At 40.0% G+C, this 23027-nt stretch carries 22 protein-coding genes and 2 pseudogenes; 3 read left to right on the top strand and 21 right to left on the bottom strand.

Annotation, left to right across the window (positions count from 1 at the left end; translation table 11 throughout):
* Positions 1 to 20: 20 nt before the first annotated feature.
* The 13 genes and pseudogenes from G6R08_RS20355 to G6R08_RS20300 form a co-directional block, all read right to left on the bottom strand.
* Complete coding sequence (locus G6R08_RS20355) at positions 21 to 1913, bottom strand: pLS20_p028 family conjugation system transmembrane protein (protein ID WP_163530709.1); 1893 nt, start codon at positions 1911 to 1913, stop codon at positions 21 to 23.
* Positions 1914 to 1928: 15 nt separating this feature from the next.
* Entirely contained in the window at positions 1929 to 2117 is a 189-nt protein-coding gene (locus G6R08_RS20350; RefSeq protein ID WP_079529936.1) for a hypothetical protein, read from the bottom strand.
* A gap of 16 nt (positions 2118 to 2133) precedes the next feature.
* Positions 2134 to 2400 (bottom strand): annotated as a pseudogene (locus G6R08_RS22545) (hypothetical protein); the annotation flags it as partial.
* Positions 2401 to 2483: 83 nt separating this feature from the next.
* Positions 2484 to 4659: pseudogene (locus tag G6R08_RS20345) on the bottom strand (VirD4-like conjugal transfer protein, CD1115 family); the annotation flags it as partial.
* A 12-nt stretch (positions 4660 to 4671) separates the two neighbouring features.
* Positions 4672 to 5781 carry a hypothetical protein gene (locus G6R08_RS20340; RefSeq protein WP_240339786.1) on the bottom strand — a complete coding sequence of 370 codons (1110 nt, stop codon included), beginning with the start codon at positions 5779 to 5781 and terminating at the stop codon, positions 4672 to 4674.
* Between the two features lie 14 nt (positions 5782 to 5795).
* Positions 5796 to 6059 carry a hypothetical protein gene (locus G6R08_RS20335; RefSeq protein ID WP_163530707.1) on the bottom strand — a complete coding sequence of 88 codons (264 nt, stop codon included), beginning with the start codon at positions 6057 to 6059 and terminating at the stop codon, positions 5796 to 5798.
* 23 nt (positions 6060 to 6082) lie between these two features.
* Positions 6083 to 6280: a hypothetical protein gene (locus G6R08_RS20330; RefSeq protein WP_079529932.1), complete on the bottom strand. Its 198-nt coding sequence runs from the start codon at positions 6278 to 6280 to the stop codon at positions 6083 to 6085.
* A 67-nt stretch (positions 6281 to 6347) separates the two neighbouring features.
* On the bottom strand, positions 6348 to 6782 hold the full coding sequence (locus G6R08_RS20325; protein WP_079529931.1) for an LptM family lipoprotein: 435 nt from the start codon (positions 6780 to 6782) through the stop codon (positions 6348 to 6350).
* Positions 6783 to 7286: 504 nt separating this feature from the next.
* Positions 7287 to 7520, bottom strand: coding sequence for a hypothetical protein (locus G6R08_RS20320; protein WP_079529930.1), 234 nt, complete (start codon positions 7518 to 7520; stop codon positions 7287 to 7289).
* 44 nt (positions 7521 to 7564) lie between these two features.
* Positions 7565 to 8593: a DnaD domain-containing protein gene (locus G6R08_RS20315; RefSeq protein ID WP_079529929.1), complete on the bottom strand. Its 1029-nt coding sequence runs from the start codon at positions 8591 to 8593 to the stop codon at positions 7565 to 7567.
* Between the two features lie 187 nt (positions 8594 to 8780).
* A complete protein-coding gene (locus G6R08_RS20310; protein ID WP_176142523.1) occupies positions 8781 to 9263 on the bottom strand; it encodes a helix-turn-helix domain-containing protein in 483 nt (160 codons plus the stop codon).
* 104 nt (positions 9264 to 9367) lie between these two features.
* Positions 9368 to 9670, bottom strand: coding sequence for a hypothetical protein (locus G6R08_RS20305; RefSeq protein WP_079529927.1), 303 nt, complete (start codon positions 9668 to 9670; stop codon positions 9368 to 9370).
* A 14-nt stretch (positions 9671 to 9684) separates the two neighbouring features.
* The gene (locus G6R08_RS20300; protein WP_079529926.1) at positions 9685 to 9909 is read right to left on the bottom strand and encodes a helix-turn-helix transcriptional regulator; all 225 of its coding nucleotides are present in this window, start codon (positions 9907 to 9909) and stop codon (positions 9685 to 9687) included.
* Between the two features lie 152 nt (positions 9910 to 10061).
* Here G6R08_RS20300 and G6R08_RS20295 point away from each other — a divergent pair, with 152 nt between their 5' ends.
* From G6R08_RS20295 to G6R08_RS20285, 3 genes are all read left to right on the top strand, one after another.
* On the top strand, positions 10062 to 10472 hold the full coding sequence (locus G6R08_RS20295; protein WP_079529925.1) for a helix-turn-helix domain-containing protein: 411 nt from the start codon (positions 10062 to 10064) through the stop codon (positions 10470 to 10472).
* Positions 10473 to 10634: 162 nt separating this feature from the next.
* On the top strand, positions 10635 to 11117 hold the full coding sequence (locus G6R08_RS20290) for an ImmA/IrrE family metallo-endopeptidase (protein WP_079529924.1): 483 nt from the start codon (positions 10635 to 10637) through the stop codon (positions 11115 to 11117).
* A gap of 57 nt (positions 11118 to 11174) precedes the next feature.
* Entirely contained in the window at positions 11175 to 12332 is a 1158-nt protein-coding gene (locus G6R08_RS20285) for a site-specific integrase (RefSeq protein ID WP_163530703.1), read from the top strand.
* Between the two features lie 78 nt (positions 12333 to 12410).
* Here G6R08_RS20285 and mutL read toward each other — a convergent pair whose 3' ends face one another.
* The 8 genes from mutL to spoVS form a co-directional block, all read right to left on the bottom strand.
* The gene (gene mutL / locus G6R08_RS20280) at positions 12411 to 14234 is read right to left on the bottom strand and encodes a DNA mismatch repair endonuclease MutL (protein ID WP_420810428.1); all 1824 of its coding nucleotides are present in this window, start codon (positions 14232 to 14234) and stop codon (positions 12411 to 12413) included.
* Between the two features lie 33 nt (positions 14235 to 14267).
* Complete coding sequence (mutS, locus tag G6R08_RS20275) at positions 14268 to 16829, bottom strand: DNA mismatch repair protein MutS (protein WP_163530699.1); 2562 nt, start codon at positions 16827 to 16829, stop codon at positions 14268 to 14270.
* Between the two features lie 136 nt (positions 16830 to 16965).
* The gene (locus tag G6R08_RS20270) at positions 16966 to 17526 is read right to left on the bottom strand and encodes an outer spore coat protein CotE (RefSeq protein WP_079529921.1); all 561 of its coding nucleotides are present in this window, start codon (positions 17524 to 17526) and stop codon (positions 16966 to 16968) included.
* A gap of 508 nt (positions 17527 to 18034) precedes the next feature.
* Positions 18035 to 18460: a YlbF/YmcA family competence regulator gene (locus G6R08_RS20265; protein WP_079529920.1), complete on the bottom strand. Its 426-nt coding sequence runs from the start codon at positions 18458 to 18460 to the stop codon at positions 18035 to 18037.
* Positions 18461 to 20032: a tRNA (N6-isopentenyl adenosine(37)-C2)-methylthiotransferase MiaB gene (miaB, locus tag G6R08_RS20260; RefSeq protein ID WP_163530698.1), complete on the bottom strand. Its 1572-nt coding sequence runs from the start codon at positions 20030 to 20032 to the stop codon at positions 18461 to 18463.
* A gap of 147 nt (positions 20033 to 20179) precedes the next feature.
* Positions 20180 to 21355, bottom strand: a complete 1176-nt coding sequence (locus G6R08_RS20255) for a glycine C-acetyltransferase (protein ID WP_163530693.1) — start codon at positions 21353 to 21355, stop codon at positions 20180 to 20182.
* A gap of 19 nt (positions 21356 to 21374) precedes the next feature.
* A complete protein-coding gene (gene tdh / locus G6R08_RS20250) occupies positions 21375 to 22415 on the bottom strand; it encodes an L-threonine 3-dehydrogenase (RefSeq protein ID WP_205439443.1) in 1041 nt (346 codons plus the stop codon).
* 269 nt (positions 22416 to 22684) lie between these two features.
* Positions 22685 to 22945, bottom strand: a complete 261-nt coding sequence (gene spoVS, locus G6R08_RS20245) for a stage V sporulation protein SpoVS (protein ID WP_079529917.1) — start codon at positions 22943 to 22945, stop codon at positions 22685 to 22687.
* Positions 22946 to 23027: the final 82 nt, after the last annotated feature.

Genomic DNA, 23027 nt, shown 5'->3' with positions numbered 1-23027 from the left:
AAACAAAAACGCCAACAAGGTTAAGAGCCTCGTTCGCGTTTTTGAATTTTACGTCTCCAGTTTTCTGTTGTATTGCGCGATAGGTTATAGGTGCGTTTCGCCCCCTGAACCTTGTGATGGTTGTTAAATCGATCCCTGATCTGATCTTTCATATATTGCCCCATTGTGCGCTGTTCGGTTCGATACTGATTAGGCATGGGAATATCGTCTGTACCGATTGGGGTTTTCGATTGGTCTCCCTGTGTTGCTTGTTGAGCTTCTTGCCCCTGTTGATCGAACGGAATAGTGGTCGAGCGTTGGGCTGTCGGCTCCTTAGCCTCCATGGAAGCAGCTACTTGTCGATTACTTTGTTTCATTTCCTCATGTAAACGAGGTTTTGGTCTAGTATTCGGTGATTGTTGCTTTCGCTCTCCTCGCATTTCTTCATGAATAGAAGGAATGGAGCCACTAGATACATAGTCCGACTGTTGTTCTTGATTCCGTGGAATTGAAGAATCTCCACCCGTTTGTGGACTTTGGTTGTTTTTCTGTAAGGGCTGAGGCTGTTGTTCAGGGCCCCTATTGGACGGAGTAATTCCAGATTTTTGATCAAGTTTCTCTCCTGTGTCTCTTCCTATTGCCCCTTGAATGGGACTAGGCTTTTCATTATTTTGAGCTGACCCTTTTCCTTTACTACCGGCCAACCCTGCAAGGGCCCCAGCTACACTAGCTCCTGAATGCATGACCGAACTAGTTCCTCCACTAGCTACAGTTCCAACAGCTTTCTTTGCTGGTGGACCAATGGTTTTCGATGCCAAATAACCGCCCATGGCTACATGCCAGGCATTTTTTAATCCAGCATCGATACCAAAGAGTTTTTGGACAATGTTTGGTCCATCGATCACAGCCAAACTGCCAGCCACCAAGGCTACTAAATAGCCTACGCCTTCTAAGTTGTCACTGATAAAGGTGGTGTAATACATATAGACACGTAAACTTAAAAAAATCATAATCAGTGAAACGAATATGCTGCCAACGTTTTTAATAATCTCCTTCAATCTCTGACCGGTAGAAATGTCAGCATACGCCATAATAAGCGCAACAATATGATTAAATCCAAGTTCGAAACAAAGTTTCGCCACCTTAATCGAAATGAGAACCATTGTAAAAGCCATAACCCCAAGTGTCACAATCGCCGAAACCCATTCTACATCCCAGCGATAATAATGTTCAGGCAAAAAGTCAAATAGACTACTTTTACCCAATGCGACTAGACCTTCTTCTCCGTTTGATTCTAAACCAACTTTGTTCATAACTATTTTTTTCCCTTGTTCTGATAATTGCTCCCCGTTTGCCTTTTCAAACTCTTTAGTAATAGTTTCATTAATTGAAATTTTATCAATGTTATCCGGATTTATGAGGATGGATTCCTCCACCTTTGGAGTTTGCCACCCTGTTTCGTCATATATGGCAACATCTGTAATATAATCCATAATGACGCGATCTGAGGTCGTAAAGGAGTCTTGATTAACCTGGGCAACATCGATCGCATTCTCAGTAAATTCATCGACTTTTCCCATCCCAAATGTCAAGAGAGTTATGGTCATAACTGATATAAAAATGTTCATGGGGATTTCTGCCCGATTTTTTTCTTTATTGAAAATCAATCTAAACCCAATCATAGCTAATGAAAAAGCTAGTAATATATACAGGACTGGTTGAATCGTATTTAGAAACGATTGAACAGGTTCGCTTCTAAAGAAATCCGTCAATATTAACACATTATTGACCATACCTTCTAAACCATCCACAATCTTTTTTAGGAAAAGAATAATCACCCATCCCATGAGTCGGAGTCCAGAACTGAATATATTGTTTGTATGGAGGACCTCCGAAAATTGAAGCAGTTTCTCTAATAGTTCTTCATCTGACATTGGCTCACTCCTATCTTATTGATCTAAGAAGGCAACAAGAGTGGTGTTCACATGATCTGTCGTCGGTTCAATCACCACAACAACTGGTGTTTCTTGGCCTTCAAATAATTTAATCACCGCATCATGTAAGGTAATAATCACCTCTTCTCCATCCTTGATATTTTCTTTATACGTATCCATCACCTTCCCTAGCGTTTCTGTCATATTCAAATCCCCTTATTTATAAGTTATAATTCGGCTTCTTCCTTTTCTCCATATCTAGCGTTTCTTGTTCCTGACTTAATTTATCGATTTGTTTACGAATATGGCCATAAACTTGCCGACTGATTTCCTGTCCTTCCCCTAGCATTTTCAAATTGTATATAAAAACCTCCAACAGCTCTTCATTCATCTCTTCCTCACTGTGCTCCAGCTGAGGAGCAATATGCTCTTGAATCATGTGAAGCGTAACAGCATCGAAAAACTGACCAACCTTTTGTTGCTTCCATGCTTCTTTATGAAATGGTTGATGTTCGCTATTATCCTCTTTGGAAGCCTTCCATCGTCTTTCCTTTTCAGCTATTGATGTCGAAGTAAAATCGATCACTAAATCTTGTGGTTGAACGTTACGATGAGGTGTATCAATCTCCTCTTCCGTAATTGCCTTAGTTGTATCAAAATCCTGACTCAAATACGTATGTGCATATTTCATACTGTGTTTGCCCGTATTGTAAATGGGAAAAGCTCTTATTTTCCGTCCTCTCATATCTCGACGTTTTAATACACGACGTACTACAGTGTCTCCTTCTTCTAACTCTTGCAGTTCATTGGCGGTTAAGAGATCTCGCCCTTCGGTACTTTCGGTTTTTGATTTATCGAGCGAAAAGGTTGAGCCCGACCGCGTTTGCGTATTTAGGGTCTGCTTACCAAGTTTGGAAGAAAAATAAGATGCGGAATCATAATCCGCACTCAAAATATAAATCTCATTCCCACAGTTTCCACGGATGGTTGCCTGTCCATCTTCTCCATACAATTCTTTTAATTGCGCGTAGGACTGAACAACGAGGTGAAAACGAATGTTTCGCCCCAGGCAAACTGTAACCTTATTGCCCATATCCGCAATAGCTGGCATATTACCAAACTCGTCCAATACAAACACGACTTCTCGCAAGCACTTTTGTCCTTTGGCAATCGCTGCATTTTTCGATAACACATAATATAACTGACTCACGAAAATCGATGGGATTGCGTGTGTCGATGTATCATAGTCCGGTGTGACCATGAAAAGGGCGATCGGTTTAGTAAAATAACTAATTTGATCGACTGTTAGGTTTGGAATGGAACCAGATGGGAAGGCAATGTAAACCTCCCCAGACTTCTCATCCATTTCTTTTACTTGAACCTTGAGCTGTCTCCATTCTTTTTCTTCATATTGCCCTTTAGTTCTTTTTCGTTTTTGTTTCGTGGTTAACGGCTCATCATCTTGCGATATCGTAAGGGTGTCTCCTGGTTTCAACCTGGAGGAGAAATTAATCGTCCAGGTGCCACTCTCCCCCGATTGATTGACTTCAGTTGCACCGTCGGGGAAAGTAACATACACTTTGGAAAACGGTGTCCCACGGCCTTTTATCGATTGACCAAAGCCTACCTTTTTCAGATCTAATGAGTTCTTCGCTGTCATCTTAGCTGTTTCACTCATAGTAAACTTCGTCAAGCCATTCATGGCCGTTGTAAAGATGCTGGAACGTGTATTCCCTTTGGAAAAATTACTCGTTGCATATTGTTCTTTGGCAACATGCGCCTGCGGCAACTTTTGAAAGTATTGATCGAGCGCATTAACTTCCTGGCCATTTTCATCAACTTCATTTTGCGTCCCCAGTTCAGACAGCATGTTGGCCACCGTGTACATGGTGATTTTTTCCTCGGTTCCTTCGGTGATACTTTTTTCGGTAATTGCGAGGATCATCGCATTCACAAGTGACTTGGCAGAATCATCCCACATAGGTTCTTTTGCTTGAGGATTGTGATACAACATATGGGTGATCGTTTCACAGAGCGTTTGGGCTGTTGAATAATCCCCATCCTGGTAAGATTGTTTAACGAGTTCCAAAAGGTTAAAGCTCATGCTTTGCATCGGATTCATCAAATTGAGCACTTCCACTTCATAGCCTCGATTCTCCAGTGTTTTCCGACTTGAGGCGAATAGTTCCCCTTTGGGATCATTGATGACTAAGGAAGGCTGGTCTTCGGCACGGGAATACGCATCAATCGTGGGAATCACATAGGTTTGCCCTTTACCACTTCGCGTTGTTCCGATAATCAAGTTATTAACGGACGATGGATCAATGTAAGCCCTATTCTTTTTCCGGGCTAACACAGGACCTCCTTGACCCGGGTAAGTTTGCCCTCTGTCGGGAATTGCCTTGTATTGTTGTTTGATTTCCTTTCGTGTTGCAAAACGCTGAGATCCTTTTTCATCCGTTCCAATGGGTTGAAAATTACTGCGTAGTTTATAGATGATATACGCAATGCTCAACAAACCAATCAGAGCTGTTATAGCGTAAAACCACGGATATTCTTGAATATGAAAATCTGTTAGATAAATTGTCTTAATTACGAGTGGTTGGCTAAACTGCGGGAATGTCTGAACAGTGGCCCACATGGCAAATCCCACGTTCAAAATAAATGTGGATCCTATCATGATCGTTATAAAAAAACAGATGCTTAGTGGAATAAGCACCTGCCTTTTAGCGATGAACGATTTCAAGATGATCGCCCCCTATAAATGATTTTGTTTGTTTTGTATTTCGGTCTTTTGTTCTTTCCATTCTTTAATTTTATTCTCATCCTTTTTATCTGATTGCTTCTCCGTTTCGATTTGATTATTAAGATGTGCTATTTGTTGTTCAAGCTGTTCATATGTGTTGATTTTTTCATTAAGTTTGTTGCTTTTTGCCTCGCTGGCCATCTTTTTGGCTTCTTCTAGTTGATCAAGCTTTAAATACGCCATCCCCTTTTTCTTATAGCGTTCTGGTGTCATCGGAACGTTTTCAACAGATATTGCTTCTTCGTAATCCTCTTTATGGTACGCGATTTCAAATGTTCCTACTGGACTTGGATATGACTCTTGAAAGGTTTGGAGTCCCTCCACCCCATGGAGTTGCATAATTTTGCTTGCTAAGAATGAAATTTGTTCTTTCCCTGCCTCTTTGACAGCTTCTTTATAGTTCTTTTTTGACAAAAGAAAGTAAATAAGCGCTTCTTGTTCGCCATCACTAAGCTTTTCTTGAGCTTGCAGCTTGTTAATAGCCTCCGTTATATCACCCGTTACAGCCATTTCATAAACGCCTTTAGTAGCCCTTACTTCAGTGAGCTTTTGATCCAACTGTTCCGTAGCTTGCGACTGACTTCGCAACATAACAACTAGAACCACCGAGATGACTACCGTTACAATGACTAGGCTCAAAAAGGAACCAGTCATGACTTTTTGTCGTTTACTTAAGGTTTTCCAACCCGGTTGATTCAATGATTCTTCTTTTAGTAGTTCCGTAACATCAAGCTGATAAGTCGTAGGCGTATGAGATGTTAAATGCTGCAAAAAAATGTCACGTTCCGTTTCTTGTTGTTTATGGTTCAAAGGCATCTGAATAAGCTTCCTGCATACATGATCGTAAATATTTGTTGTGTCTTCGCTCCCTACCACATAGGTTCCACTATACAATTTGTCCCCCTCATCATTAGAGATCATGAAATTGAGGGGGACCGGCTCAGCATTTTTCTTTTTCCATTTTGTGTCCAACTTCTCTGTTTTTTCAACCATTTCTTGAAACAGATAGGGTTGAAAGCTAATAATTTCACCTTCTAACTTAGAGGTAAATAACACTCGCATTTGTATTTCCTCCTTTAAAAGACGACCTGACTATCAATATATTCGGCGATCGCAGTGGCCCCCATCAAGCCCACCAAACCAACTGAACCGCCAATAAACCATACAAGGGAACTTTGTCTCCCTCGAACGCCACCCCATATCAAGTGATAAGCCCCAATTCCAAAAGCAATGGCCGCAGAAATAATTCCGAGTAGCTGCATTGCTGTAAGAATGGAAGCTCCGGTAGCCTGTAAGTTACTGATCGCAGAAAACACAATGTTATTCATAAGCATATTCATGCTATAACTCTCCCCTCTTCATTTTAATATGAATTTTTGTAGTCTCTCTCATTCTTCAATTCCTTGTACTGCATCAAAGACTCCATCACAACATCTTGATTCTCCCGAATGTATTCCTGATGTTTCTCATGAATCCAGTCGTTGTAAGAAAGGTCTTGAACTTGTAAGAGTGTTTGAACAAGATCTTTCGATTGTTTAACTTCGCGGTTCGTTGCACCCATTCTCTATCACCTCCTTCAAAGAATTTAAGCATAAAAAAAGAAGCGATCTATAAAAGATCACTTCTTTTCACCCTTGGGATGATGTTTCATCTATAAATTTTTTAAGTGCTTTTTCCTTTTCTGCTTCCGAAGGATGATCTGCATTTCGTAGAGAAACATACTCTTTCAATGTCCCTTCTTTATAAAAACCTAGTGTTCCAAATTGGATATTTTTTAAACCCAGATCCTTCAACTTTAAATTACTTTCTATCATCTTAGATGACTGAGAATTAATTTCCTTCACATTGATAGATTCAATATGTTGTTCGACAAGCTCAATATTAGCTCTTCTTTCTTCTTCATCTTCAGTACTGTTAATTAACACATAAGCTGTATCATTTTGTTTGATATAATCTTTCATTTCCTCTGGTGATAAAGACTCGACTTGACCTGTGGCTCCACAACCTGCAAGGATAAAGGCCAATATTAATCCAGCCAAACCACCGATCCAACGTCTTTTCATCAGATCAATCCCTTCTTGAGTGGTTCGTATAACGATTCTAACACCTACTCAAATAAAAATCCACGTTATGGAAAAAACGTGGAACCATCCTTTCATTCATTCTAAAGCATAAAAGCTAGATCAATCACCAGACTTTCAGGATTTATTGAACCTGTTTTTTCATGATAAGTGATTGTTTATGGCTGGATACAATCAAACCCTATGCAGACTGCATCATGAATATTTCAAGAGGCTCTGCAATGCACAACGTTTCTAGCATATACGAAGAACTTTATGTATTTAGGTTTACTCTTTGAAGATTTCGTCGGAATTTCACCTCCTCTTCTAAGAGCCAACATCATCAATACAACGCATACTAAGTCACTAGATGCATTTCACGTACCACGCACCGAACAATCATCCAACTGCTAGGATGTCCCGTGACCGTTCCATCCCTAGCATAGATATGTAGTTTTCAAAGGTCAAAGTGTGCTCTAATTTAAGCACGTGTTAAAATGTTATATATTATAAGACTTGTTTCAGGTCACTTTTAGGGTTTCGACGTTTTGCAATCGTTCTAAACTTTTTATCCTTTACGGTTCGGATGCGATAATAAATATTCGCCAATTTTTCATAATGGCCCTCGTTATCAACGGCCCACAGGCCATGTACATCATATACCTTTCCCTCAAAGGTTTTGATGTTATCGGCTTGAGATGAAATGTCATAAAATGCGAAATGTTTTTTCCATTTCCCCATAAAATTCCCCTCCTCATATTCGTTTAGGAATTGCTGAATTAGATTTAGGGGTCACCTACGGCCTTCAGATTTGATTTGGATTGTAGAATTTTTATGGCTGATCTTTTCCCTTCACGAATATTGATAATATCCTCATTTGATAGATCGTATCTGTAATCAATGGCTTCCAGGATATCCTCCAGAGATCTTTTTAACCTTATACCTAGATCAATTTTTAGGGCCGTGCTCTCAAGACTTGGTTGTTTCTTCGGTTTTTCTTCCTCTATTTGTTGCTGTTCACGTGTCTTAAACCATTCTGGCAAGACCTCTTGGTTAGGTGATCGTTTTGAAAAAGAAGTTCGGTTATTTTGGTGATTTCTATACTCAACTTCTTCTACTTGAGCCTGGTCTAGGCTTTTCACCCCTTTGTTCACCCATGACTGAAGAATGCTTTTCACATAACCCCAAGTTGGTTTATTACGGTCTAGAGAACGTTTCATTGCTTCAATGACCATTTGTTCTCCAAGATCCTCACTCCAAGCTAAGAGCTCCTCAGAGATTTGAGGACGGATCATGCCAAAGTTATTTTGGTAAAATTGAATGACGTCCCCCTGCGCATGTCCAGTTGTAGAAGTAGTAATAAATTCTTTTACATTCTTAACTTCTTTAAGTTCTTGGTCATTCTTGTATGTGTCTTTTTGCTGTTCTCCTGATGGTAATGTGCTGTCCTCTTGGTGTTTTTTTGGTGTGGATTTGTTGTCATAATCTTCTTCGTTAGATTGATAGATTGCCCAGTTATCAACTGTTATAACACTATATTTGTTGGTGGACTGAATAGTAACCACACCATCTTCCTGTAAGATTTCTAGGTAATCTCGAACAGTTGATTCTTTCATGTTTAATTCAGATGCGGCCTTTTTTCTTCCAAATATAAATTGACCTGGTTCCAGCTTAACCTTTTGTCTCCCTATTCTAGATTGAGTTTGTTTATGACATGATTTTGTTAAGCAGTAAATAAAAACCTTCAACATTTTTTCATTTTCAAAAATTTCGCTATGAAGGATCTTACGATGAAGCTTTACCCATCCCTGCATTTGTATCACTCCTTCAGAGTTCTTTAGTTTTTCAACCATCCTACGGGGTAAAATAAAAATAGGAATTATGAAAAAAATCTTCTAATCTCTACTGTCATTTCATAAACCCTTAAAAAGGAAGTAGATAATTTTCTTGGTTAAACAACCTCTGAAATAATTTGATTAATTATTTCCTATCTAGCATCACTCATGTAACATATTTTTTTGATCTCAATTTAGTATGATGCTCTTCCCATAACTGTAACCAGCTAACATTGTATGTTTCACATACGGTGGCTAAGTAGATGACTGAAGCATGAATTACATCAGTGACTTCCATAGCCGACCGACGAATATCTTGAAATTCCATGGACTGTACATATTCTGGATTCTTAGCCACTTTGACCTTCATAATTGATTCAAGCGCTTCATTTAACTCTTCTTCTAATTTTAGTCGAACACTACTTCTATGGTTATCAGCAGCAGGTCCATTCAATTGTAAAATACCCCACCCAATATATTCATTAGCTGCCTCAAGTGCTAGCCACGGGTCGTTATATTTTCCAATAAAATGTTTGGTTGCTGCAGGAGGTATCTTACGCTCTCCATTCTCTTGTTTCGAAATGTATTCTCTGGATTGGTACATATCTATCGATAGTTGTTGTTGTGACTTACCTAACTCTTTTCTCATCCCTTTAAATATCCGAGCTGACCTACCTTTCTTAATTTATCTCACTCCTTTGCACCATAGTTTGTACCAAGATTTAATCACTGTATTGTTACGATTAAAGCGAGTTAAACTATTGATAATTTTTGAGGGTTTGCATTTTTCCGAACCCATTCTGTGTGTTCGTCAATCCATTTCAAGAGTAACTTGGTTGGAACTCTTGGATTTCCGAATTCACGATTAACGGGGAAGTCCTTTCGGTTAAATAATTCAGCGCACTTGGTATCGCCAATCTGCATAAGATTCATAAACTCCTTGCGTGTAAGGATAGGTGGAAGTTGATCTTTAAGGGCATGTCGTTCAATTGCCGCGTCAACAGCTTTATTAACCATCCTTTGGAAAAGTTCTTGGTCAAATGTGGCTTCTAACATTTAAATCACCTCTTTTAATCGGACTTATTCTTCGATTCGTATAATTTATAGTTAAAAAGATATTCTACAGGTACTTCTAAAACAAAAGAAATCTCTTTTACAAAATCTGCTTTCACCTGCCTTCTACCAAGTTCATATCCATTGTATGTCTGTACTGACATACCAAGATTTTTAGCTACATGAACTTGTGTAAAACCTTTTGACTTTCTAATACATCTAATTGCTTGGTTCACTTTCATATAATAACCTCCAAAAATAAACAAAACGAAGAATATACTTATATAATAATTCTCCAATTCGTATATGTCAACACAAAAATATACTTTTCGTATAACTCATTTATTCACATTGAAGAATAATGTACAATTCGTAGTAGAGGGGAGTGAAAATCATGTCTTTGGGAAATAGAATTAGTACACTTAGAAAACAAGAAAAATTAACCCAAAAATCATTAGCAGCAAAGTTAAATATCCCTCATCAAAACCTCTCTAACTACGAGCGTGAATTCAGGCAACCTGATTACGAAACGCTTCAAAAAATTGCAGATTACTTCGAAGTAACCATCGATTACTTACTAGGAAGATCTGAAGATCCAAGCGGAGCAAACTCAGATAAGAATTTCGATCCAATGGAAGAACTCAAACAATTCATGGTTGAAAACAATATGCAAGATATTGATTTTGGTTTTTATGACATTAAAAAATGGAAAAAACTCTCACGTCAAGATGTTGAAGAGATTAAAAGACATTTTAGGTGGGTTGTCCAAAGAGCTGAAGAGAGAGAAATTGAAGACAAGGATTGAAGCTATTAGGAATTAAATTTATTATAATAGTGTCTGTGTCGAAAAATCTATCTAAACTGAAAAATTATGTTTTATAGGCAAAATAATTTTAGGCGTGCATAGTCACGCTAATTATTTTAAACTAAAAACGAACATACGTTCCTATGAGCAGGGGGCACATATATGAAATACCAAATGACACATCTAGAAGACGATATAAAGAAATTATTAGAAAGCATCCACATTCTACAACCAAAAGATTTAGATATCTTCATAATTGCCAAACGGCTGGGTGTTGATCTTACTTTCACTGATCAACCTAGTCATTACCAAGGAAATGCGATCATGCTTAATGTATATCTAAGCAGAGAAGAGCTTTGGAGAGAATTTGCTCATGAACTTTGTCACGTACTAAGACATGCTGGAAATCAACTATTCATGCCAATAGACCTTTTTAGGATGCAAGAGTCTCAGGCGAATAACTTTGCTTTACAATTTTGCATTCCTACATTTATGCTACAACAAATTGAATTACCTTATGATATTTATGAAGCAACGCATATTGTTAAGAGGGCATTCAATGTCACACCTCACTTTGCTTTGAGGAGACTTCGGCACTACGAAAACCAAATCATCAAAGAACGCATGCATAATGAGTTCATTTGAAATTGTACCGAAACAGTAGCTGAAATAAATTAAGGTACCAATGGAGGTGTTTAAATAATGGCTTCTTATACAAAGGTAAGAGCTAAAAATAAGAAGGGCTATACATGGAAGGTTTCGATTGAAGCAGGAATCAATCCCGAAACAGGTAAAAGAAAACAAATCACTAGGCGAGGTTTTAAAACTAGAAAAGAGGCTGAAAATGAAGTAGCAAATATCCTTAACAAACTGGAAAATGAAGAATACTTTACGGAGAAAAAAATATACCTTAAGGAATTTATCCTGGAGTGGCTAGAAGTATCAGCGAAGCAAACCGTAAAATCTTCTACATTAAATGGGTACAGGAGCGCCATTCAATCTAGAATTATCCCTAAATTTGGTAATTCAAGGATTAAGGACCTTAAACCAACCATGTTCTTAAGGTATTATAATGAATTAATTGAAGAAGGTATTAGTGAAGAGTACATTCAGTATATTCATGTTATTTTAAAACACTCATTAAGTTTTGCAGTAAAATGGCAATATGTTAAGCAAAATCCTATGACTAATGTATCTCCCCCTTCAAGAAGAAGAAAAAAAGTGAACACTTGGTCAATAGAAGAGTGTCAAAAGTTCCTTAGGCTTCAAAAAAAACATAACAAAATACATCGGTACATGCTTTATTACCTTGCTATTTTTACCGGGATGCGTCGAGGTGAAATCCTTGGTCTTCAATGGTCAGATATTAATTTTGAAAACCATGTTATTTCTATTACCAAATCCTTATATTATATAAGTGGCAAGGGAATTACTCAGCAACACCCTAAAACCGATTCAGGTATGAGAACCATCGCTCTGTCTGAATCAGTCATTATAGCATTAAGTCAATACCGAAAAGAGAAAAAGGCACAACTTTTCCGTGCCGGAATGAAACTTACGCCTTCCTGTTATGTGATTTCTGATAATGGGAGCTCTCCTATTAACCCACAAACGGTTCACAAATTCTTTTTATATGATATAAAGCGGTCTGAAGTACCACGGATTAGATTCCATGATCTCCGTCATACTCATGCAACAATTATGCTTCAGTTAGGAGAACACGCTAAAGTTGTTTCTGAAAGGTTAGGCCACGCCGATGTACAGACTACACTAAACTTATATAGTCATGTTACTCCTAACATGCAAAAAGATTCAGCAATAAGATTTGATGAGGCGTTCAAAAACATCCATTTGCAATAAATGTGGTCAAATTGTGGTCAGTTATAAAAGAAATAAGCGCTAACTCCTATTAAATGAGGGGTTAGCGCATAAAGTTTCTTACATCACTCGTTTAAACATTTTTTCCATTTCATATTCTGAGAAAAATACAATAATCGGACGGCCATGGGGACACGTAAATGGATCAGTTGAGGTGCGTAAATCTTCAAGTAACCGAAACATATCCGATTGATTCAAATAATGATTGGCTTTGATTGATCGCTTGCATGACATTAGGATCGCCGCTTCTTCACGCAGCTTACCGACATGAATCCGCTCTTCGCTCATCAATTGTTCCACCATTTCATGAATCACTTCTTCCTCAAAACCTTTCGGAAACCATTGGGGGTGTGAGCGGATTATATAGCTGTTTTCGCCGAAAGGTTCAAAAAAGAGCCCCACCTTCTCTAAGTCTTCTTTATATTCCTCGATTCGCAAAGCTTCATGTCTTTGAAACTCAAACGTCATAGGCACAAGCAGTTCTTGTACTTCTTGCGAAACCTCTCCTATTCGATCTCGAAAGAACTCATACTTTATGCGTTCTTGAGCTGCATGCTGATCGACAATATACATTCCTTCTTCATTTTGAGCGAGAATATAGGTTCCGTGAAGCTGACCGATCGGATACATGGTGGGTACTCTGTGCTGCTCCTTATTGCTTTCATCACTAACAGAAGGATTGGTTTCTGTCTTCTCCGATTCACGTGCTAGTTCCTGTTCTGGCTGCATTTCCCTTATAACCGCGTGCTGTTCCTCCATAAAGGAGTTCGATTCTGGGATTGATTCTGAAGGTTCAGCCGGCCTCGGTCTTTGCTCTTGCTCTGGGCGCCTTGTTTCAGAAAAATCAAAATTAGCCTGATCACTGTAAGGTTTCACCGGTTTCTTCTCCTCTTGGTGTTTTACTTGAGGAATCAATGTTTGTTTCCGGAAAGACTCACGGATCGTTGATTCGACAATCTCGTAGAGTTCTTTTTCTTTACTAAAACGCACTTCTAACTTCGCCGGATGAACGTTCACATCAACTAGTATCGGATCCATTTCTATTTTTAAAATAACAATTGGGCTTTTTCCGATTGGCAGCAATGTATGATAACCTTGCTGAATGGCTTTATTAAGAGGGATATTACGTATAAATCTATCGTTGATGATGGTAGATATATAGTTTCTTGATGCCCGGTATACCTCTGGTTTTGCAATGTAGCCTGTTATGTTAAAATCCAATGTTTCTGCTTCAATCGGAATCATCTGCCTGGCTACTTTCATGCCATATACTTGCGCGATCACTTGTAGTATGTCACCGCGCCCATTTGTTCTAAATAATTCTTTTTCATTATGAATGCATGTAAACTTAATATCAGGATGGGCTAAAGCCATGCGGTTCAGCACATCGGTAATATGACCGAGTTCAGTATGGATCGTTTTCATATATTTTAATCGCGCAGGTGTATTATAGAAAAGTTCCTCTACTAAAATCTCGGTTCCCTGCCTGGCATCACTCTTCGCTTCTTCTATGACCTTGCCGCCTTCAAACTTCATCTTCGTACCCGCTTCAGCACCCGTTGACGTTTGTAAAGTCAGGCGGCTGACCGCAGCTATACTGGCAAGAGCTTCGCCGCGGAAGCCTAGTGTACGAACGTGGAACAGGTCATTTTCATCAAGGATCTTACTTGTCGCATGACGATGAAAAGCTCTTTTAGCATCATCCTGTTCCATCCCATAGCCATTATCGCTTATGCGAATGGATTGTAAGCCTGCTTCAATAAGCTCAATATTTATCCAGGTGCTGCCGGCATCAATACTGTTTTCAACGAGCTCTTTCACAACGGATGCTGGCCGCTCAACGACTTCCCCCGCCGCAATTTTGTTCGCTAAATGGTCAGGCATTAATTGAATTCGACCCACGTATGACCCTCCTTGTTACGACTTGATCTGGTTTTGCAGGCGATGGAGCTCATTCATCGCATCCATTGGAGTCATTTGCATCAAGTTTAAATTCTTAAGTTGTTTCTCAATCCCTGAGGACTGTGGCTGCTTTGAAGGTTTAGTCTCTTCTACAAATAAACTTAATTGCTCTTCATCGCTTGAAGCTGCAACTTCCGGATTTGCATTTTCTAAGTGATTTAGTAAAAACGATGCTCGTTCGATTAGTGAATCTGGTAAATCTGCCAGCTTGGCCACATGAATTCCGTAACTCTGATCAGCTGCGCCTTCTTGAATTTGGTGAAGGAAAACGACATTCCCTTCATATTCTTCTGCACGCACATGAATGTTTTTCAATCGATCCAACTGATCAGAAAGTGACGTTAATTCATGATAATGGGTGGAAAATAAAGTCTTGGCCCGAACTTTTTCGTGTATATGCTCTACTATAGCCTGAGCCAGAGCCATCCCGTCATACGTGCTTGTTCCTCGTCCAATCTCATCGAGCAAAATCATGCTTTGTTCCGTTGCATGGCTGAGAGCATGATTTGCTTCAAGCATTTCCACCATAAAGGTACTTTGGCCCGACACAAGATCGTCTGCGGCACCAATCCTCGTGAAGATTTGATCAAACACAGGCAATTCCGCTGATTCACAAGGTACAAAACTTCCCATTTGAGCCATGATGGCCGTCAAGGCAAGCTGCCTCATATACGTGCTTTTTCCAGACATATTCGGCCCTGTTATCAGTAACATGTCTGTCGTATCATCCATATAAATATCGTTCGGAACAAACGATTCTCCCTTCATAACTTGCTCTACTACGGGGTGTCTTCCCTGTTTAACATCAATCACTCTGTCATGACCAAAGGATGGCCGATGGTAGTCGTTCTGATCTGCGCTCTCGGCAAATCCTTGAAGAACATCGATACAGCTAATTTGCTCAGCCAACTTTTGCAAAGCTTGAACAAAACCTTTAACACGTTCACGCACTTCGACGAAAAGCTGATATTCGAGCTCTACGCTTTTCTCCTGGGCTTCTAAAATAAGCGTTTCTTTTTCTTTCAACTCAGGGGTAATATATCGCTCAGCATTCGTTAACGTTTGCTTGCGTTCGTAACGGCCTTCCGGGAGATGAGCAAGGTTGGCTTTCGTAACTTCAATGTAGTAGCCAAATACACGATTGTAGCCTATTTTTAATGATTTAATCCCCGTTTCCTGCCGTTCTTTTCCTTCTAGCTCGGCGATCCACTTTCTTCCGTTTTTGGAGGCATCTCGATATTCATCAAGCTGAGCATTATAGCCATCTCGAACCATGCCCCCTTCTTTTATCGTAATCGGTGGATCATCTGCTAAACTATCTTCTAATAGGTCTTTTAAAGAAGTTAGCGGATCAATTTCCTGATAAAGCTTTGCGAGAGAAGGATGTTCGAATTGCTCAAGCGTTTCTAATATGTCAGGAATTTTAGTCAGTGAATTGCGCAGCTGGATCAAGTCTCTCGCGTTGACATTGCCAAAAGCTACTCTGCCTGCTAATCGCTCCAGATCATACACTGATGTCAGCTGTTCACGGAGTGCTTCCCGCTCGAAAAATTGCTGTAGCAATCCTTCAACTTGATCATGCCTTGTCTTAATCACTTCCTGTGAAAGAAGCGGACGTTCAAGCCATTTCTTTAACATCCGGGCCCCCATAGAAGTAATTGTATGATCTAGCACAGACAGTAAACTGCCTTTCTTCCCTTGTTTTCTTAACGTTTCCACAAGTTCTAAATTTCGTTTCGAATACATATCTAATGACATATATTCTTTCAATTCAATCGGTTGAACCGGGCGCAGGTGGTCAAGGGCACGCTTCTGAGTGTGTTCAATATAATGAAGCAATCGTCCGAACCCTTCCATGAATTTATCCTGATGAACGGACTCTACCAGATGCAGAAATCCTTCTTGGATGTCAGACTGATCGCAATAAGAGATTGTATAGCCTAATCGCTCATTAAGCAATTGCTGACGGTCCTCATCGAAGTCACTGGCGATCACCACTTCTTTAACCGGGCGATTAAAAAGCTCACTCAGTACAGCATCGAAACCAGTTGAAATAAGGGCGATGCTGTTCTCACCTGTCGTGAGATCGTTGTAACTAACGGTGAATGTTCCATCCTTGAATGCTGTGACAGAAGCGAGGTAATTATTTTCCTTTTCATCAAGCATGCTTCCTTCCATCACCGTACCCGGTGTAATAAGCTGAACAACTTCCCGTTTGACGACCCCTTTTGCGACTTTTGGATCTTCAACTTGCTCACAGATAGCTACTTTGAATCCTTTATCAATGAGCTGCCCTATGTAACTTTCAGCAGAATGATATGGGACACCGCACATCGGAATGCGATCCTTATCTCCTCCATCGCGACTCGTCAGCGTGATCTCAAGCTCTTTTGACGCACTTAGTGCATCATTAAAAAACATTTCATAAAAGTCACCTAATCTAAAAAATAAAAAAGCATCCTTATAGTCTGCTTTTATTTTCAAATATTGCTGCATCATGGGTGTGTATTTTGCCATTCTTATAGTCCTCCAAAGCGTACGAAATTCTAGTATACCGTCATTATATCACATATTCTGCCGGCCCTTTAATGAAAGAATCGTGCTAAAAATTGCAAAAAAAAATGCCCCGCTGAGTCAGCAAGGACATTTACGATTACTCTTCACTACTGCTGCTAGGAAGAAAATCTGTTTCAATATCTGAGAAGTCATCGGATGATAATTCAAATTCGTAATCATCATCTCTCTCACAGCCATGAGGATTAACTTTAACACACAGCTTTGTTTCACCAATCACATCAACGATAAACTCTCTTTCTACTTCAACACAAATTTTCTGTCCTTGTGCGGTAATCTTGCATTCTAAACAATTAGGCTGCTGAACTGCTTTTGCTACCACTTCTAAATGATCATTGATACAATTCTCATCTTTTACTGCCAGGCGAACATGATCACAATAGTTTACACGTTCGGTTACAACTTCTGTCTTTGTATTATCATTATAAGAGTACCAAACGTTTATGTCGTAACTTCCTGAAACCTCTACATGGTCGCCTTTCTTCTTGGCATTGTAGATATGATTGATAACCCAGCAACCTAAAATACTGGATGGACGATGAGATGGGCTAATCGTGTTTGTTGCTTCGGTAAACTTCTTCCCTTTTCCACATACAGCCTTCGTAATAATTTCACGGTACTCCCGCTCAAAGAATGACATAGCAACACTCCTCCTTAATCTACAGCCCATTCTATGCAAGTCATGGGCGAATGGTGAATACAAAAAAAGAATCGATGACTTCAAATCGTTTGTACTCCCATCCTATGCAAACGCCCAAGAAATTGTACCAAGAAATGTGGAAGTGCCTTGATCAGACTCGAATAGCATAAGCGGAGCACTGCAGTGGGGCGGTTTTACCCCACGGAAGTGAATCGCTTATGTCTCGAGAGTCTAGGCACTGCAGCTAGACATTGAGAAATGTGGAGAGGGGTGTCTAGACCTGAAACGCATAAGCGAAGAGCCGTTCTAAAAAGATCAAATATAGCTTGCGCTCAGGTTTTGACCAAATACGCTCCAATTTTGAATATTTAGCTCAGATTCATTAAAAGAACGCTCCATCCTAATGAGTTAAAACTCCCTTTTTGCAAAAAAAACTCCCTTCTTTAAAAATGGTTCTACTACAGTAAAAAAACCGCCGGAGAAAAATATCCGGCGGTTCCTATTAGATTTAGTGGCCACATGCTTCATCTTTTTGCTTAGAGCCTGTCTCTCCACTTAGTAAATCTCCGCCTGTTGAGCGGATCACTTCATTCGTCACTTCGCGGGAGATCGTACTGGAAATCATCTGCAGAATATCATTAATAACCAGTTGTGACTCTTTAAATTCTGCTACGACTGGAATACTATCCAATTCGTCTTGCAGGCGGTCAATTTCTTTTTCTACTTTTTCAAGTGCTTCGGTTTTGCCATAGGCCTGAAAGTTGACAGCCTGTTTTTGCAACGCTTTTATTTTCTTAATGTGGTCTTGAACTTTCTTGTTATCATTAAGCTTCGCTTCAAGCTGTTTAAAGCGGTCAATTTCTTCGATGTCTGCCATCATTTTTGCAAGCTTGTGTGCTTCATCCACCACTTGTTTTCTCGTATACTGTGCCATTTATTTCACCTCTATAGTCTCTTCGACCATAACCCCATCTAAGGACCAGGTCTTCGCTTTATTAATTTTCACTTTCACGATGGTCCCTATTGATGAACGCGGACCTGTAAAGTTTACCATTTTATTTCGTTTCGTATAACCTGCTAACACTTCACTATTTTTCTTACTTTCGCCTTCTACAAGCACTTCAACAACTTCGCCTTCATATTGTTTCATAGCTTCGGCCGCCTGATCATTCACAAGTTTGTTCAGACGCTGCAGGCGATCTTTTTTCTCTTCCATAGATATATTATCTGTCATGCGAGCAGCAGGTGTACCGTCACGAGCTGAATAAATAAACGTATAGGCCGCTTCAAAACCAACTTCTTCGACAAGAGACATAGTGTCCTCAAATTGTTCTTTCGTTTCATTCGGGAACCCAACGATAATATCAGTGGTTAGCGTTGCATCTGGCATAGCTCTGCGAATCTTGCGTACCAGCTCTAAATACTCTTCACGAGAATATTTACGCCCCATAATTTTCAGAATGTCTGAGTTTCCGGATTGTACAGGAAGGTGAATATGGTCAAGCATATTTCCACCTTTAGCAAGGACCTCAATTAAACGATCATCAAAGTCACGCGGATGTGAGGTTGTAAACCGAATTCTTGGTATATCAATATCGCGTAGTTCATCCATTAAGTCGCCAAGTCCAAAATCCATCTCAAGATCTTTTCCGTATGCATTAACGTTTTGTCCAAGGAGAGTAATCTCTTTATAGCCTTGGGCAGCTAAGTGACGGACTTCCTGAATGATGTCCTCCGGCAATCGGCTCCGTTCTTTTCCTCGAGTGTAAGGTACAATACAATATGTACAGAACTTGTCACAGCCGTACATAATGTTGACCCATCCTTTAATTTTCCCTTTACGGGAACGCGGAAGGTTTTCGATGATGTCGCCTTCTTTAGACCATACATCAATCACCATCTCTTTTCCGAACATTGCTTCTTTCACAAGTTGAGGCAGACGGTGGATATTATGGGTTCCAAAGATCAAGTCAATGAATGGATGCTTTTTCAAAATCCTGTTTACGACGGATTCCTCCTGAGACATACATCCACACACACCAATGATCAAGTTAGGATTCTCGAGTTTCAATGGTTTCAGGTGCCCAATTTCCCCAAACACTTTGTTCTCTGCATTTTCTCGAATAGCACAAGTGTTCAGCAGAATGATATCGGCTTCTTTCGTATCATTCGTGGACTCATATCCCATCTCTTCAAAAATCCCGGCCATAACTTCCGTATCATGCTCGTTCATTTGACAGCCATACGTGCGAATCATGTATTTACGATCCTGCCCTATGTTATCCAAATCCTCTGGTATCGTGAAATCATAGTGAACCTTTATATCCTCTTTTCGACGACGCTGCGCTTTTCTTAGGGAAGGCGGCTGATAGGTCGTCTCGAAATACTTCATAAAGTCTTCACTGCTTTTGTCTTTAATTCGATTAAGGTTATCCTGGTCGGATTTTACGTCCGCTGGAGTTCCCTGGCGAATTTGTGACGATTCTTTGCGTTGTTGTTCGTTCATGTCAATCTCCTTTCAAGCAGAGCTCTAACTGTCTCATTATATCAATTCTACATTAAAATATTAAGAGCTAACCGTAAATTGCAGACCTTTTTATTTTCATGATGAGGAAAGCCACTATGATAATTTTCATAGTGGCTCTATACAATCCTATAATATATTAAGTTTTTTGCCAACTTTTTCAAAAGCAGTCAAAGCTTCTTGGAGCTCTTCTTTTGAATGCTCAGCTGTCACAATGGTGCGGATTCGTCCTTTTCCACGTTGTACGGTTGGGAAGACAATGCCTTGTGCAAACACACCTTCTTCAAACAGTGCATCAGAGAATTTATGTGTTAGCGCATCGTCACCGATCATGACCGGCGTAACAGGTGTTTCACTAATTCCTGTATCAAAGCCAAGCTTCTGCAGCCCGTCTTTAAAGAATTTCGTATTGTCCCAAAGCTTCTCAATCAGTTCCGGCTCCTCTAACAGCACATCAATTGCCGCATCGTTGGCTGCTGTTACTGCTGGTGGATGAGAGGTACTGAATAGGAATGGGCGTCCTTTATGAATCAAGTATTCGCGTAAGGTTTTTGTACTTGCTACATATCCACCCAGGACACCAATCGCTTTACTTAACGTTCCGACTTGAATATGGACACGGCCATCTAAATTGAAATGGTTAACGGTTCCGCGTCCGTTATCGCCTAATACACCACTTGCATGAGCATCATCAACCATAATTAAGGCATCATATTTTTCAGCGAGTTCAACGATCTTGGGAAGGGGAGCAATGTTTCCATCCATAGAGAATACTCCGTCTGTTACGACAAGGCGTGTACGAAAATCTGCACTTTCTTTAAGCGCTTGCTCCAATGAATCCATGTCCACGTGTTTATATATCTTACGCGAAGCCTTCGTCAGACGAATGCCATCGATGATAGAAGCATGGTTGAGTTCATCCGAAATCACGACATCCTGATCTGATAAAATCGAGGAAAGCACTCCTTGGTTTGTCGTAAAACCAGATTGGAACACAAGTGCCGCTTCAGTATGCTTAAATTTGGCAAGTTTCTCTTCAAAATCTTCGTGCATTTGCAAGGTACCTGCAATAGTCCGAACAGAACCTGTCCCTACACCATATTTTTCATTTGCTTCGTCGGCAGCTTTTTTCATTCGCGGATGAGATGTTAATCCTAGATAGTTATTCGAGGAAAGCTGAATGACCTCTTTTCCTTTAATAACTACCTTTGAACCTTGAGCCGATTCAAGCGGGATCAGTTTTCTAAACGTCCCTTCATCTTTCATGTCATCTAATTGGTCCTGTAAATATTCAAATCCTTTCATGACCATCCTCCTTAAAAAGTTATGGGTGTAACACTACTTTACCGCATTTTCCCTCATTCATTAACTGGAATCCTTGTTCAAATTCTTCAAGATCAAAATGATGAGTGATAATCGGCTTCACATCCACTTGCCCAGAGTGTAACAAACGGGAAACTTGCTGCCACGTTTCATACATCTTACGTCCCGTTATTCCTTGAACTTGAACCCCTTTAAACACAACGTCATTAGTAATATCAAGGGTGACGGGAGTAGTGGGAAGACTTAAAATGGAAACTCTTCCTCCATTCGTGATCATCTTGAAGCCCTGGTCCATAGCCACAGGATGGCCGCTCATTTCGCAAACGACGTCTACACCATGTTGATCGGTTAATCTTTTAGCTTCTACTACTGGATCCGTCTCACCGGAATTGATAGCGACGGTGGCACCCATTTCTTTAGCTAATTCTAATCGATAAGAATTCAAATCAAATGCCAGCACTTGAGAGGCTCCGGCAGCTTTAGCGACCCCGACGGCCATTAAGCCAATTGGACCACAGCCTATAATGGCTACCGATTTACCTGCCACGTCACCATTTAGCACAGTGTGTACTGCATTCCCCATTGGTTCCTGAATAGAAGCAATATCATTAGGCAGGCCGTCTGGATTGCGCCATAGATTACTAGCAGGTAATGCGACATACTCAGCAAAACACCCTTGTGTGTCAACCCCAATGATTTGAGTATTTTCACATATATGGTATTTCCCTGTCAGACATTGAGGACAGTGCCCACACACAAGATGGGTTTCCGCACTTACATAATCTCCAGTGGAAAAATTGTCCACTGCGTCTCCCACTTCAACAATTTCACCAGCAAATTCATGCCCAAACACATATGGAGGCTGAACTCTGCTTGCTGACCATTCATCCCAATTATAAATATGAACATCTGTCCCACAGATTGAGGTTGCTTTTACTCGAATAAGTACTTCATCAGCTTGGATAGATGGTATAGAAACTTCACGAAGTTCCGCACCTTTTCCACGATGATGTTTTACAATAGCTTTCATTGTTCCATCCACAGAAAACACTCCTGTCTACTTGAATAAGGGTTAATCCCTTTTATATTCATAATAGTATCATGAATAACAAATACGTCAAATTCAAACTGTCCTCTGTGAATGCACATTTGATTATGTAGTGAAGCGCTTTCCTGATTTGGCAGTATCATGTCCAAATCCAGACATTATGTATTCAGACCATTGCTTTTCATCCTTTAACAAAAAAACCGCACCTGCTCTCATTTGAGCGTGCGGTTTTATGTCATATAATACATATAAAAAAGACGAAATTAACGAGGTTCGACAATTAATTTGATTGCCGTACGTTCCTCCTCATCAATCATGATATCGGTAAAGGCGGGAATACAAATGAGATCAACCCCACTAGGCGCAACAAACCCTCGTGCAATCGCAACCGCTTTCACGGCCTGGTTTAGTGCTCCAGCCCCAATGGCTTGAATCTCTGCTGTTCCACGTTCCCGAATGACATTTGCCAAGGCTCCTGCTACTGAATTAGGTACGGATTTAGCTGATACTTTTAATATTTCCATTACTAGCTCCTCCTTCATTCACTATAGTTGTTCCATAACCACTATATTCTTGGGAGATGTAGAATATTCCCTTTTCATTATG

Origin of the sequence: Halobacillus ihumii (assembly GCF_902726645.1) — a bacterium.
GTDB lineage: Bacteria > Bacillota > Bacilli > Bacillales > Halobacillaceae > Halobacillus_A > Halobacillus_A ihumii.
The sequence above is the reverse complement of the archived record's forward strand: the minus strand, read 5'-3'. Positions and strand labels throughout refer to the sequence as shown.